General features: G+C 68.7%; 13 protein-coding genes. 10 read left to right on the top strand and 3 right to left on the bottom strand.

Annotation, left to right across the window (positions count from 1 at the left end; genetic code table 11):
- The first annotated feature begins 93 nt into the window (after window positions 1–93).
- From hemC to ACYVKR_RS11110, 7 genes are all read left to right on the top strand, one after another.
- On the top strand, window positions 94–1,017 hold the full coding sequence (gene hemC, locus ACYVKR_RS11140) for a hydroxymethylbilane synthase (protein ID WP_460480968.1): 924 nt from the start codon (window positions 94–96) through the stop codon (window positions 1,015–1,017).
- Between the two features lie 389 nt (window positions 1,018–1,406).
- Window positions 1,407–2,210: a uroporphyrinogen-III synthase gene (locus ACYVKR_RS11135; RefSeq protein ID WP_460480966.1), complete on the top strand. Its 804-nt coding sequence runs from the start codon at window positions 1,407–1,409 to the stop codon at window positions 2,208–2,210.
- Window positions 2,207–3,322, top strand: coding sequence for a uroporphyrinogen-III C-methyltransferase (locus ACYVKR_RS11130; protein WP_460480964.1), 1,116 nt, complete (start codon window positions 2,207–2,209; stop codon window positions 3,320–3,322). The genes ACYVKR_RS11135 and ACYVKR_RS11130 overlap by 4 nt, the downstream gene beginning before the upstream one ends.
- Window positions 3,323–3,335: 13 nt before the next feature.
- The gene (locus tag ACYVKR_RS11125) at window positions 3,336–4,610 is read left to right on the top strand and encodes a heme biosynthesis protein HemY (protein WP_460480962.1); all 1,275 of its coding nucleotides are present in this window, start codon (window positions 3,336–3,338) and stop codon (window positions 4,608–4,610) included.
- A 491-nt stretch (window positions 4,611–5,101) separates the two neighbouring features.
- Entirely contained in the window at window positions 5,102–5,650 is a 549-nt protein-coding gene (locus tag ACYVKR_RS11120; RefSeq protein ID WP_460480960.1) for a cytochrome b, read from the top strand.
- A 39-nt stretch (window positions 5,651–5,689) separates the two neighbouring features.
- Complete coding sequence (locus tag ACYVKR_RS11115; protein WP_460480958.1) at window positions 5,690–6,253, top strand: YceI family protein; 564 nt, start codon at window positions 5,690–5,692, stop codon at window positions 6,251–6,253.
- Between the two features lie 90 nt (window positions 6,254–6,343).
- A complete protein-coding gene (locus ACYVKR_RS11110; RefSeq protein WP_460480957.1) occupies window positions 6,344–6,919 on the top strand; it encodes a YceI family protein in 576 nt (191 codons plus the stop codon).
- 67 nt (window positions 6,920–6,986) lie between these two features.
- Here ACYVKR_RS11110 and ACYVKR_RS11105 read toward each other — a convergent pair whose 3' ends face one another.
- Window positions 6,987–7,901: a LysR family transcriptional regulator gene (locus tag ACYVKR_RS11105; RefSeq protein WP_460480999.1), complete on the bottom strand. Its 915-nt coding sequence runs from the start codon at window positions 7,899–7,901 to the stop codon at window positions 6,987–6,989.
- Between the two features lie 133 nt (window positions 7,902–8,034).
- On the opposite strand from ACYVKR_RS11105, the gene ACYVKR_RS11100 reads away from it, so the two are divergent.
- The gene (locus ACYVKR_RS11100) at window positions 8,035–8,943 is read left to right on the top strand and encodes a transporter substrate-binding domain-containing protein (protein WP_460480955.1); all 909 of its coding nucleotides are present in this window, start codon (window positions 8,035–8,037) and stop codon (window positions 8,941–8,943) included.
- A 2-nt stretch (window positions 8,944–8,945) separates the two neighbouring features.
- Window positions 8,946–10,238 carry an aminotransferase class V-fold PLP-dependent enzyme gene (locus tag ACYVKR_RS11095; RefSeq protein WP_460480954.1) on the top strand — a complete coding sequence of 431 codons (1,293 nt, stop codon included), beginning with the start codon at window positions 8,946–8,948 and terminating at the stop codon, window positions 10,236–10,238.
- 80 nt (window positions 10,239–10,318) lie between these two features.
- Here the strand turns inward: ACYVKR_RS11095 and ACYVKR_RS11090 are convergent, their stop codons facing one another.
- Complete coding sequence (locus ACYVKR_RS11090) at window positions 10,319–11,188, bottom strand: TauD/TfdA dioxygenase family protein (RefSeq protein WP_460480953.1); 870 nt, start codon at window positions 11,186–11,188, stop codon at window positions 10,319–10,321.
- A gap of 31 nt (window positions 11,189–11,219) precedes the next feature.
- Entirely contained in the window at window positions 11,220–12,182 is a 963-nt protein-coding gene (locus ACYVKR_RS11085) for a Bug family tripartite tricarboxylate transporter substrate binding protein (RefSeq protein ID WP_460480952.1), read from the bottom strand.
- Window positions 12,183–12,248: 66 nt separating this feature from the next.
- Here ACYVKR_RS11085 and ACYVKR_RS11080 point away from each other — a divergent pair, with 66 nt between their 5' ends.
- Window positions 12,249–12,896 (top strand): IclR family transcriptional regulator, encoded by a 648-nt coding sequence (locus ACYVKR_RS11080; RefSeq protein ID WP_460480951.1) that lies wholly within the window; start codon window positions 12,249–12,251, stop codon window positions 12,894–12,896.
- Window positions 12,897–12,899 lie beyond the last annotated feature (3 nt).

Raw genomic sequence — 12,899 nt, 5'->3', positions numbered from 1 at the left:
GGCACGGTGGCAAGCCGCACATGCTAGCATCGGCGCCGGCCTTTTCATGTGGCCAGTTATCTATTCTTCATATCACTATCGGTATCCCATTCCATGTCCGCACGCCCCATCGTCATCGCCACGCGCGAAAGCAGTCTTGCCATGTGGCAGGCCGAACACGTCCAGGCGCTGCTGCAGGCGCGCGGCCATGCGGTCAGCATCCTGGGCATGACGACGCGCGGCGACCAGATCCTGGACCGCACGCTGTCCAAGGTGGGCGGCAAGGGCCTGTTCGTGAAGGAGCTGGAGGCCGCGCTGGAGGACGGCCGGGCCGACCTGGCCGTGCATTCGCTCAAGGACGTGCCGATGGAACTACCCGAAGGCTTTGCGCTGGCCTGCGTGATGGAGCGCGAGGACCCGCATGACGCCTGGGTGTCGCCGCGCTACGCCTCGCTGGCCGACCTGCCCCCGGGCGCGGTGGTGGGCACCTCCAGCCTGCGCCGCCAGGTGCTGCTGCAGGCGCTGCGCCCCGACCTGAAGATCGAGCCGCTACGCGGCAACGTCAACACCCGGCTGCGCAAGCTCGACGAAGGCCAGTACGACGGCATCGTGCTGGCGGCCGCGGGCCTGAAACGCTTGGGGCTGCAGGACCGCATCCGCCACGTCTTCCCCGCCGACACCATGCTGCCCGCCGCCGGCCAGGGCGCGTTGGGCATCGAGATCCGCGCCGACCGCCCCGACTTGGTGCAGATCCTGGCCCCGCTGGCCCACGCCCGCACCTGGCAGACGGTAACGGCCGAGCGCGCCATCAGCCGCTGCATGGGCGGCAGCTGCTCGATGCCGCTGGCCGCGCACGGCGTCTGGCAGGGCGGCGAGCTGCACCTGCAGGCTGCCTGGGGCGACGAGAACGCGCCACAGGCGCCGCTGATCCGCGCCGAGCTGGCAGCGGTGGTCACCGATCTGGAAAGCGCGGACCTGCTGGGGCAGCGGGTGGCGCAGTTGCTGCAGGGCCGGGGGGCACAGGTGCGGGGTAACTAGCGTTGGCTTGGAGGTGCTTCTTTTTCCAAGCTGCGCTTGCTTGATGGACAGAGGCCGGGATATGCGCCCGGCGGCGCACTTACTTTCTTTTGCTTCGCCAAAAGAAAGTAAGCAAAGAAAAGGCGCCCCAACTGTCTGCGACCCCAACGCCAAGGCGTTGGGGCAACCTGTGTCGTGACGTTTGCGGGGTGCGCCGTGGAACTCGACTCCGCGCCAAGGCGCTCCGCTCGGACATCCCCGGCGAGTCAGTTCACGAAGCATGCGCGCTCCGACGCGCATGCCACCCCGCAAACGCCACGCCCCAGGCGCAGCCAGAAGGGGTGGAGACCGGCCGGGCCATCGCTGCGCTCGGCCTTGCCAATACGGGCAGGCTGCTTTAAATACGAACCATGACCCCTCCCCGCCGCATCCTCGTCACCCGCCCCCAGCCCGAAGCCGACCGCTGGGTCGGCGACCTGCGCGCGCACGGCCTGGGTGCCGAGGCGCTGCCGCTGATCGGCATCCGCGCCGCGCCGTCGCCCGCGCTGCGGCAGGCGCAGGCCCGATGGCAGCAGTACAGCGCCATCATGGTGGTCAGCGGCAATGCCGCGGCGCATTTCTTTGATCAAAATTGGCATCCAGCGCTTGCTGCACAAGCGCCAGCAGCTATCAAAACCAGAGTATGGGCACCCGGCCCCGGCACGGCCGCCACGCTGCAGCGCCTCGGCGTGCCGCCGGCCCTGATCGACATGCCCGATGCCGGCGCCGCGCAGTTCGAGTCCGAAACCCTGTGGCAACGCGTGCGCCCGCAGGTGGTGCCCGGCAGCCGCGTGCTGATCGTGCGCGGCACCGATGCCGAATCGGCCGGCAGCGCCCAGGGCCGGGGCCGCGAGTGGCTGGCCGACCAGTTGCGCCAGGCCGGCGCCACGGTGGATTTCGTCGTCGCCTACGAGCGCGCCGGCCCCACCTGGACCGAGGCGCTGCACGCGCAGGCGGCTTCGGCCCTGGCACCGGACTGCTGCTGGATTTTCAGCAGCTCCGAGGCAGTGATGCATTTACGCCACAGATTCGATGCCGCGCAACTGGCCCGCGCCCAGGCGCTCGCCACCCATCCGCGCATTGTGCAGGCGGCCCTGGATGCGGGATTCCACTCTGTACAGCCATGCCGGCCAGCGCTGGCGGACGTCCTGGCGTCGCTAGAATCCATGGCATGACGCCGCCCGAGCAATCCCACACTGCTCCACCACCTCCCCCTACCGAATCCGTCCCCGCCACGGATGCCGCGGCGACCGCCAACCGATCCCCCTGGTTGTGGACCTCGCTGGTGCTCGGCGTGGCCACCACGGTGGCCATCGTCAGCAGCGCGCTGCTGTGGCAGCGCCTGAACAACATCCAGCAGCAACTGGCGCGCCAGAGCGCCGATTCGCACGGCCAGGCCGTCGAGGCGCGCACCATCGCGCGCCAGGCCGAAGACGTGGCGCGCGACATGTCCTCGCGCATGTCGGTGATGGAAGCCCGCGTGGGCGAGGTCGCGCTGCAGCGCGGCCAGCTCGATGCCCTGCTGCAGAGCCTGTCGCGCAGCCGCGACGACAACCTCGTCGTCGAGACCGAGAGCGCCGTGCGCTTTGCGCTGCAGCAGGCCCAGCTCACCGGCAGCGCCGATCCGCTGGTCAGCAGCCTCAAGGCCGCGCAGCTGCGCATCAGCCGCGCCTCCCAGCCCAGCCTGGCGCCGCTGTCGCACGCCATCGCCCGCGACCTGGACCGCATCGCCACCACCAAGACGCTGGACACCTCCGGCATCCTGGCGCGGCTGGACGACCTGATCCGCCAGGCCGACGAGCTGCCGCTGCAAAACGACGTGGCCCAGGCCAGCGCCACCCGCCGCGTCAACGCCCGGCGCACCGCCGCGCCCGCCAAGGACGGCGAGAGCAGCGAAGCCGAGGCCTCCCGGCCGTGGTGGCAGTCCGCGCTGGCCACCACCTGGGAAGCCACGCGCGACGAGGCCCGCCGGCTGGTGCGCGTGCGCCGCATCGACTACCCCGACGCCGCGCTGGTCTCGCCCGACCAGGCCTTCTTCCTGCGCGAGAACCTCAAGCTCACGCTGCTGAATGCGCGCCTGGGCCTGCTGGCGCGGCAGACCCAGGCCTCGCGCAACGACCTCTCGGCCGCGACCCAGCTGGTCAACCGCTACTTCGACGCCACCTCGCGCCGCACGCAGAACGTGGCCTCGCTGCTGCAGCAGGTGCAGCTCGCCATGCGCGACGTGGACCCGCCCCGCGCCGACGACACCCTGGCGGCGCTGACCACCGCCGCCGCCGGCAGATAAGGGGCCCGACAGCATGCGCGCAGCCCTGTGGTTGATAGCCCTCTTCGCCATCGCGGTGGCCGCCGCCCTGTTTGCCGGCAGCAACCAGGGCACGGTCACGCTGTACTGGCCGCCCTACCGCATCGATCTGTCGCTGAACCTGGTGGCGCTGCTGCTGCTGCTCGGCTTTGCGCTGGTGTATGGCGGGCTGCGCGGGCTCTCGGCCATGTTCGAGCTGCCGCGCCAGGCGCGGCGCTGGCGCATGCTGCAGAAGGAGCGCGCCATGCACGCCGCCGCGCTGCAGGGCATGACGCAGCTGCAGGCCGGCCGCTTCGTGCGCGCCCGCAAGGCCGCGCTGTCGGCGCTGGCGCAGGAAAAGGCCCTGCGCGAAGCCGGCGACGACATTCCCCACGGGCTGGAATTGCGCGTGCTGGCCCATGTGCTGGCCGCCCACAGCTCGCAGGCGCTGCAGGACCAGGCCCAGCGCGACGAGCACTGGCAGTTGGCCCTGCAGGAAGCCCAGCAGGCCAAAGGCCAGCCCGAGCTGCGCGAAGGCGCCCAGCTGGTGGCCGCGCAATGGGCGCTGGATGACCGCGACGCCGCCGCCGCGCTGGACCACCTCGGCCAGCTCCCCCAGGGTGCGGCGCGGCGCACGCTGGCGCTGCGCCTCAAGCTCAAGGCCGCCCAGGCGATGAAGAGCACCAAGGCGGCGCTCGACACCGCGCGCCTGCTGGCCAAGCACCGCGCCTTCTCGGCCTCGGCCGCGCAGAGCATCGTGCGCAGCATGGCCACCGCGCTGATCGACGACGCGCACGATCCCGAGCAACTGCAGCAGGCCTGGCGCCAGCTCGATGCCGGCGAGCGTCAGATGCCGGAAGTGGGCATCCACGCGGCGCGGCGCCTGCTGGCGCTCCAGGGCTCGGCCACCACCGCGCGCGAATGGCTGCTACCCGCGTGGGAGCGCTACACCGGCAGCGGCAACCTGCCGGCGCTGCAGCTGCGGCGCCTGCTGCAGGCGCTGGCGGAGAGCTTCCACACGCCCGACGCCGAATGGCTGGCCCGCATCGAGGCCGCCCAGCACAAGCGCCCGAACGATGTGAGCCTGCAGTACCTCGCGGGCGTGGCCTGCCTGCGCCACCAGCTCTGGGGCAAGGCCAGCCACTGGCTGGGCGAGGCGGCGCCGGCGCTGCAGGACGAGCAACTGCGCGCCCATGCCTGGCGGCTGCTGGCGCAGCTGGCCGAGGAGCGGGGGGATGCGGAAGCGGCGGCTCGGGCGTGGAAGCAGGCGGCGTTGGCGCATGACGCATGAAACCCGTCGAGCCGGCTGGTTAGCTACTTTCCTCTTTTGAGTTCAGAGGCCGGGACTCGCCCCGGCGGGCGACCTACTTTCTTACTCGTGTAAGAAAGTAGGCAAAGAACACGCCCCGACTGTCTGCGACCCCGCTGCACGGCAGCGGGGCAACCTGTGGCGTGACGTTTGCGGGGTGCGCCGTGGAACTCGACTCCGCGCCGAAGGCGCTGCGCTCGGACAACCCCGGCGAGTCAGATGACGAAGCATGCGCGCTCCGACGCGCATGCCCACCCCGCAAACGCCCCGCCACAGGCACAGCCAGAAGGGTGGGGAGGCAGGTCGGGCCGTCGCTGCGCTCGGCCCCGGGTTGCAATAGCTGTAAGCGCGTGGAACTTTTCCAGGCAGGCCCTCTCCATTCAATTCCTTTGAACAGAGCCGTCAACCCGGCTGAAACCTGCCGCAGCCTGGCTTGCCTACACTGCGGCCCAATCCTTCTTAGAACAAGCTTCATGACAGCTGCATTGCAACGCTACACGCGCACGGCCATGGCCTTCCACTGGGTGCTGGCGCTGGCCCTGGTGGGCATCTTCTTCTTTGGCCTGTACATGACGGGGCTGCCGCTGTCGCCGGCACGCCTCAAGTACTTCAACTGGCATAAGTGGGCCGGCATGACCATCCTGCTGCTCACCGTCGCGCGGCTGCTGTGGCGCGTCACGCACCGCCCGCCGGAGCTGCCGGCCAAGATGCTGCAGGCCATGCCCGGCTGGCAGCAGGCCGCGCACGCCGGCGTGCACCACCTGATGTACGCGCTGTTCTTCGCCATCCCGCTGCTGGGCTGGGCCTACAGCTCGGCGGCCGGCTTTCCCATCGTGCTGTTCGGCGTGCTGCCGCTGCCCGACTTCGTGGCCAAGAGCCCCGAGCTGGCCGAGGCCCTCAAGCCCTGGCACGGCTATGCGGCCTATGCGCTGGCCGCGCTGGTGGTGCTGCATGTGGCCGCGGCCTTCAAGCACCAGCTGATCGACCGCGACGGCCTGATCTCGCGCATGCTGCCCCGCTGAGCCGCCGCACCTGTTCCCTGTTTTCTCTGGAGTCCTCGCATGAAAGCCCTTCTCTCCTCCGCCCTGATCGCCGCCGCCTTCGCGGGCGGCACCGCCCACGCAGCCCAGGCCCTGGTGCCGGCGCAAAGCACCGTCGGCTTCACCGCCAAGCAGATGGGCGTGCCGCTGCAGGGCCAGTTCAAGAAGTTCGACGCCAAGCTGAACTTCGACACGGCCAAGCCCGAGGCCAGCAGCATCCGCTTCAGCATCGATACCGGCAGCGCCACGCTGGGCTCGAAGGAGACCGACGCCGAGCTGCCCAAGGCCGAATGGTTCAACGTCGCCAAGTTCCCGCAGGCCACGTTCGACTCCACCGCCGTCAAGGCGCTGGGCGGCGGCAAGTACCAGGTCGATGGCAAGCTCAGCATCAAGGGCCAGTCGCAGAACGTGAGCCTGCCCGTGCAGCTGACGCAATCGGGCGCCACCACCACGGCCACCGGCACGCTGCCGCTCAAGCGCCTGCAGTTCAAGATCGGCGAAGGCGACTGGGGCGACACCTCGATGGTCGCCGACGAGGTGAACGTGACCTTCAAGCTCGCGCTGACCGGCGTGGGCAAGCTCTGAACCAAGTTTTAGTGTTTTTGGCCTCCAGCGCTTGTACAGCAAGCGCTGAAAGCTCTCATTTTTGATTCAAACCAACCCTGGAGGATTTCCATGCGCATCACCGCTCTTGCCTTTGCCGCCGCCGGCCTGCTCGCCACCGCCGCCCACGCCGCCCCGGCGACCTATGCGATCGACCCGACCCACACCTTCGCCACCTTCGAGATCGAGCACTTCGGCACCACGACCAACCGCGCCCGCTTCGACAAGAAGAGCGGCACCGTCGAGTTCGACAAGGCCGGCAAGGCCGGCAAGGTGGAAGTGTCGCTGGACATGACCTCGGTGAACTCGGGCACGCCCGCCTTCAACAAGCACCTGCAGAGCGCGGACATCTTCAACGCCGAGAAATTCCCCGCGTCCAAGTTCGTGTCCGACAAGTTCGTGTTCGACGGCGACAAGCTCAAGGAAGTGACCGGCCAGCTGACCATCAAGGACCAGACCCATCCCGTGAGCTTCAAGGCCAACCGCTTCAACTGCTACGACAGCCCGATGCTGCAAAAGCGCGAAGTCTGCGGCGGCGACTTCGAGGCCACCATCGACCGCACCCAGTGGGGCGTGGACTACGGCACGGGCTATGGCTTCCCCAAGCAGGTGCGCCTGGTGCTGCAGATCGAGGCCGTGAAGCAGTAAGCCTTCCGCCCCCGCCCGGAGATAGAAAACCGCGGCCGGTGCCTGTTCCGCAGGCACCGGCCGTTTTTCATTCCGCGCCCGCCGCAGGCTGGGCCTGGAACATGCGGCTGAAGTCGCAGCACTCCTGCGCCAGCATCACCAGCGACGAGGTGAGCGCGCTGCGCCGCTCGCCCTTGTGCATGGCCACGTAGCGCACCACGGGCAGCGGCGGCGTGACCTGCAGCACCTCGAGCATGCCGGCGGCCACCAGCGGCGACAGGCAGTCGCGCGGCAGGTAGCTCACACCCAGGCCCGACACGGTGAAGCCCGTCAGCGCCACCAAGTTGCTCACCACGATCACCTCGGCGGGCTGCACGCCCTGCTCCTTCATCCACGCGTCGTAGGCGCGGCCCGTGCCCGAGTTGCCGCCCTGCACCAGCATGCGGTGCTGCGCCAGCTCATGCAGCCGCAGCGCCCCACCCTGCACCACGCCGGGCTTGCACATCCACGCGCTCTGCACCTGCCCGATCACTCGGTGCGGCATGCGCGCGTCGGCGAAGGTCTCGGGCACGATGGCGAGGTCCAGCGCGTCGGCCAGCAGCTTGTCGCGCAGCTGCAGGCTGTCGTCCACGTCGGGCTCCAGGATCACCTTGGGGTAGTGGCGGCGGATCAGGCTGACCAGCCGCGGCAGCCAGGTCATCGCCGTCAGCTCGGTCACGCCCAGGCGCACGCGGCGCTCCACCACGCCGGGCTTGCCGAACTGCTCGATGGCGGCGTCGCGCTGCTCCAGCAGCTTCTTCGCCAGCACGAACATCTCCTCGCCCTTGTCGGTCAGGCGCGCCGTGCGCAGGCTGCGGTCGAACAGCTCGGTGTCGAACAGCTGCTCCAGCTCGTGCACCCGCTTGGAGATGGCGGACTGCGAGGTGTGCAGGTGGTTGGCCGCGGGGGCAAAGCCGCCGAGCTGCGCGATCCAGTACAGCGCTTCGAGCTGCTTGAAGGTCATCATGGCCTCATCTTGCTACAAAACACTTTTCCTCATCTTATTCCATCGAAAAAAATCGCTTTTAGAAATTCGTCGCGCCGCCGAAGATAGGCCTGCACTCCCCTCCCAGACCCCAGCTTTCGAGGATCCCACCATGCACTTCTCCAAGCCCCTCGCCCTCCCCCTTGGCATTGGACTCGCCCTCGCCGCGCTGTGCGGCACCGCCGCCGCGCAGGATGGCGGCACGCTGCGCAAGATCAAGGACAGCGGCGTCATCGAGATCGGCGCGCGCGACAGCCAGATCCCGTTCTCGTACAAGCTCGACGCCAGCAGCGCGCCGATCGGCTTCACCACCGACATCTGCCTGAAGATCGTCGACGCGGTGAAGGCCAAGCTGGGCCTGCCCAAGATCGAGGTGCGCTACACCATGCTCAACTCGACCAACCGCATTCCGCTGCTGCAGAACGGCACCGTGGACCTCGACTGCGCCACCACGACCAACACCACCCAGCGCCAGCAGCAGGTCGACTTCGCGCCCAGCCACTTCGTCGCCAACATCACCGCCGCGGTGAAGAAGAACGCCGGCATCCACGCCTTCGCCGACCTGAACGGCAAGACCGTGGCCACGGTCTCAGGCAGCACCTCGATCCAGCTGCTGCGCGGCGCGCGCAAGAGCGGCGCCATCGAGGTCAAGGAGCTCGCGGGCAAGGACACCTCGGACGGCTTCCTGCTGCTGTCCACCGGCCGCGCCGACGCCTATGTGCTCGACGACGTGCAGCTCGCCGGCATGATCGCCAGCGCGCCCAACCCGGGCGACTACCAGATCCTCACGCAGGAGTCGCTGCGCCAGGAGCCCTACGGCATCATGCTGCGCAAGAACGACCCCGAGTTCAAGGCGCTGGTGGATGAGACCGTCACCGGCCTGATGAAGTCCGGCGCCATCGAGCAGCTCTACGCCAAGTGGTTCCTGTCGCCCATCCCGCCGAAGAACGCGAACCTGCACTTCCCGATGACGGACGCGGTGCGCGAGATCTTCAAGAACCCCAACAACAAGGGCGTCTGAGCATGGCATCGCAATACCCGCAGGGCCTGGCCTTTCCCGAGGCGCTGATGCGCGAGGTGCGCGCGCGCTTTCTCGGCGTCGAGCACGACCACCACGGCCGCGAGCGGCTGTATTTCGACAACGCGGGCGGCTCGTTCCGCCTGAAGTCGGCGGTCGAGCGCTTCGCCCAGGTCGATGCCGTGCCCGACAACACCGAGCGCATCCACGCCACCGCGGTCGAGCTGCAGGGCATCCAGGCCCGCGGCTGCGAAGACCTGCGAACCATCCTGAACACGCGCGGCGGGAGCATCTATGCCTCGCTCACCGCGTCGGGCGCCATGTTCGACATGGTGCGCGCGGTGGCCGAGCACGTGCCGGGCACCAACATGGTCACCACCGTGCTGGAGCACCCCTCGGCCTTCGACGCCATGCGCCTGTATGCCGAACGCCTGGGCCGCGAGCTGCGCGTGGCGCCGAGCAACCCGGCCACCGGCGGCGTGGACGTGGACGCCATCGTGGCGCTGGTCGACGAGAACACCAGCCTGCTCAACGTGATCCACGCGTCGAACATCTCGGGCGCCAAGCTCGACATCGAGGCCGTGGTGCGCCGCGCCCGCGCCATCAAGCCCGACCTCTACATCCTGGTGGACGCGGTGCAGCACGCGCCGCACGGCCTGATCGACCTGCAGAAGACGCCGGTGGACGGCATCAACCTCGCGCCCTACAAGTTCTTCGGCTGCCGGGGCTCGGGCCTGTCGTGGATGTCGGAGCGCGCCGCCGCGCTGCCGCACCACAAGCTGGCCGGCAAGCCCGCCGGCTACTGGGACCTGGGCAGCGCCGCGCCGTGGCAGTTCGCGGTGCTGAGCGACATCGTGGACTACGTGTGCTGGCTGGGCGGCCATTTCAGCGCTGCCACGGAGCGCCGCGCACAGTTCGAGGCCGGCATCACGCACATCGAGCTGCACGAGCGCGCCCTGCTCGCCACGCTGCTGGACGGCACGGCGCAGGTGCCGGGCCTGCGCACCATGCCGGGCGTCAAGGTGTTCCTCGACCACCCCGACCTCGCCAAGCGCGACCTGATCCTGGCCATGGGCTTCGAGCACCTGGACTGCGCGCAGGCCGTGGTGGAGTATGGCAAGCGCGGCGTCACGGTCTACGAGCGCGTGGCCAGCAGCATCTATTCAAAGCGCATGCTCGAATCCTTCGGCCTCGAGGGCGCGGTGCGGGTGTCGCCGCTGCACTGCCACACGCCGGCCGAGATGGAGCGCTTCCTGCGCGTGACGCAGGAGATCGCCCAGGCTTTCGCGCCGGCCTAGCGATTTATATAAAAATAGCTTCTAGCGCTTATGTATCAAGCGCTAGAAGCTATTATTTTTATAGCAATCAAGCCACGAGATCAGGCGGCGATAGGCGCATCGCCTGCAATGGTGGTGCGGTGCAGCTCGCGGTCGAAATCGTCGTAGTCGTTCATCGCCAGGTGCTGGGTGCAGCGGTTGTCCCACAGCGCCAGCGAGCCCGCCTGCCAGCGGAAGCGGCAGGTGTACTCGGGCCGCGCGGCCTGCTCGAACAAATAGTCGAGCAAAGGGGCGCTCTCTTCCTCGGTCATGCCCTCGAAGCGCACCGTGTAGGTGCGGTTCACATACAGCGCCTTGCGCCCGGTGGCGGGGTGCACCCGCACCACCGGGTGCGAGATCTCGGCCGAGGCGCGTTCGTCGGTGCGCACGTCCATCTTGTGGGCCGGGTCGCCGTTGTTGACCACCGCGCCGTTGGCGCCGTAGGAGCGCGCCGGGCTGTGGATGGCGCGCAGGCTCTGCAGCACCTCCTTGAGCTTGTCGGAGAGGCCATCGTAGGCCGCGTACATGCTGGCCCACATCGTGTCGCCGCCATAGGGCGGGATCACGCGGGCGTAGAGCGCCGAGCCCAGCGGGGGCTCGGCGGTGTAGCTCATGTCCGTGTGCCACAGGCCGCCGAAGTTGCGCTTGGTCTTCTGCTCCTTGCCCCGCATCACCGGCAGTATCTCGGGGTGGCCGTCCAGCGCGCGGATGAAGGGCACCTCGAGCAGCCCGCCGAAGCGCTGGCTGAAGGCCTTGTGCTGCTCGGGCGTCAGCGCCTGGTCGCGGAAGAAGATGACCTGGTGGTCGTGCAGGGCCTGCTGCACCTGGGCGAAGTCGGCGTCGGACAGGGGCTGCGACAGGTCGAGCCCGAAGATCTCGGCGCCGAGCGCGCCGGCGATGGGGCGGATTTCCAGAAAACTGGCTTTTTCCATGGGGTTCTCCTGGTAGGTAGGGGTGCAGCGCTCACTGCTGCAAGGTGATGTGGGCGCTCTGGATCAGCGCGCTCCACTTGAGGGTTTCGGACTGGATGAAGGCCTTGAAGGCCTGCGGGCCGGATTCGGAAACCATGCCGCCCATCTCGGCGATGCGCTGCTTGACATGAGGCTCGCGGAGGATCTGCTGCAGCTCGCGGTTCAGCCGCTCGACCACCGGGGCCGGCGTGGCCGCCGGCACCAGCACGCCGAACCAGCCGGCGATCTGGTAGTCGGGCACGCCCGCCTCCTGCATGGTGGGCACGTCGGGCAGCTCGGCCGAGCGCTGCGCGCTGGTGATGGCCAGGGCCCGCAGCTTGCCGGCCTTGACCAGCGGCAGCGCCGACGGCATGTTGTCGAACATGATGGGCACATGGCCCGCCATGGTGTCGTTCAGGCCCGGCGCGCTGCCCTTGTAGGCCACCTGGGTGAGCGTGAGCTGCGCGCGGTGCGCAAACAGCTCGCCCGCCAGGTGCAGCGAGGTGCCCGCGCCCGGCGTGGCGTAGCTCAGCGTGGATTTGGCTTTCGCGTACGCGGTCAGCTCGCCGACGGTGCGCACCGGCAGCGCCGGGTTGGCCACCAGCAGGTTGGGCACCTCCATCAGCAGCGTCACCGGCGCCAGGTCGCGCAGCGGCTGGTACGGCAGGTTGCCGTAGAGCGTGGGATTGATCGAGATCGGGCCGATGTTGCCCATCAGGATGGTGTAGCCATCGGCCGGCTGCTTGGCCACGTACTCGGTGCCGATGTTGCCGCCGGCGCCGGGCTTGTTCTCGACCACCACCGGCTGCCCCAGCCGCTCGCCGAGCTTTTGCCCCACCAGGCGGGCGAGAATGTCGGTCGAGCCGCCCGGCGGGTACGGCACCACCCAGCGCACCGGCCGGGCGGGCCAGGTCTCCGCGTGGGTGGCGAGGGGCGCCAGCGCAGCCAGCGCCAGCAGCATTGCAGCCAGTCTCATGGGGTCTCCTGTCAGGTTTTTCTTGATATGTTCATCTAGTGAACATATATTTCATACAGTGAACATATGCAGAATAATCGATCCATCCAACGCTGTCTAGCCATCCTGCGGGCCTTCCGCAGCCAGGGGCGCCCCACGCTGGCCGAGCTGTCGCGCGCGGTCGACCTGCCGCACCCGACGGTGCTGCGCTTTCTGCAGACGCTGGAAGAGGAAGGTTATGTGCGCAAGCTGGAGGGGCGCTGGCAGCTCGCGCCGCCGGTGCTGGAGATCGGCTTTGCCGCGATGGAAAGCCTGGGCGTGTCCGATATCGTGCAGCAGCGCCTGCAGGCCCTGGCGGACCAGGTATCGGGCACGTCCAACCTGGGCGAGCGCCACCCCGAGGGCGTGATCATCGTGGGCCGCGCGATGGCGGCGGCCGAGCGCCGCCGCCTCGTCGTGATGAACCTGCGCGTAGGCAGCGTGCTGCCGCCCGACAGCGCCCTGGCCGGCGCGCTGGGCCTGGCGCCCGGCGCATCGGCCCGGCGCACCTACGCCGAAAGCCAGCAGCTCTCGCTGGCGGTGTCCATCCCCGACATGGCCGGCCGCCAGATGACGGTGGGCATCTCCAGCACCGTCACCGACATTCCCACGCCAGAGCAGGAAGAAGCGCTGATCGCCGACCTGCACGCCACGGCGAAGGACATCGCGCGCATCATGAACGCCGCGGCGGTCTGAGCT

It is taken from the genome of Comamonas humi (assembly GCF_054782535.1).
This window is presented reverse-complemented; position numbering and strand designations above follow the sequence as displayed.

Bases quoted from the DNA above. Each gene is read 5' to 3' on its own strand.
- hemC (WP_460480968.1), top strand. From the start codon at position 94: ATGTCCGCACGCCCCATCGTCATCGCCACGCGCGAAAGCAGTCTTGCC.
- ACYVKR_RS11135 (WP_460480966.1), top strand. From the start codon at position 1,407: ATGACCCCTCCCCGCCGCATCCTCGTCACCCGCCCCCAGCCCGAAGCC.
- ACYVKR_RS11130 (WP_460480964.1), top strand. From the start codon at position 2,207: ATGACGCCGCCCGAGCAATCCCACACTGCTCCACCACCTCCCCCTACC.
- ACYVKR_RS11125 (WP_460480962.1), top strand. From the start codon at position 3,336: ATGCGCGCAGCCCTGTGGTTGATAGCCCTCTTCGCCATCGCGGTGGCC.
- ACYVKR_RS11120 (WP_460480960.1), top strand. From the start codon at position 5,102: ATGACAGCTGCATTGCAACGCTACACGCGCACGGCCATGGCCTTCCAC.
- ACYVKR_RS11115 (WP_460480958.1), top strand. From the start codon at position 5,690: ATGAAAGCCCTTCTCTCCTCCGCCCTGATCGCCGCCGCCTTCGCGGGC.
- ACYVKR_RS11110 (WP_460480957.1), top strand. From the start codon at position 6,344: ATGCGCATCACCGCTCTTGCCTTTGCCGCCGCCGGCCTGCTCGCCACC.
- ACYVKR_RS11105 (WP_460480999.1), bottom strand. From the start codon at position 7,901: ATGACCTTCAAGCAGCTCGAAGCGCTGTACTGGATCGCGCAGCTCGGC.
- ACYVKR_RS11100 (WP_460480955.1), top strand. From the start codon at position 8,035: ATGCACTTCTCCAAGCCCCTCGCCCTCCCCCTTGGCATTGGACTCGCC.
- ACYVKR_RS11095 (WP_460480954.1), top strand. From the start codon at position 8,946: ATGGCATCGCAATACCCGCAGGGCCTGGCCTTTCCCGAGGCGCTGATG.
- ACYVKR_RS11090 (WP_460480953.1), bottom strand. From the start codon at position 11,188: ATGGAAAAAGCCAGTTTTCTGGAAATCCGCCCCATCGCCGGCGCGCTC.
- ACYVKR_RS11085 (WP_460480952.1), bottom strand. From the start codon at position 12,182: ATGAGACTGGCTGCAATGCTGCTGGCGCTGGCTGCGCTGGCGCCCCTC.
- ACYVKR_RS11080 (WP_460480951.1), top strand. From the start codon at position 12,249: ATGCAGAATAATCGATCCATCCAACGCTGTCTAGCCATCCTGCGGGCC.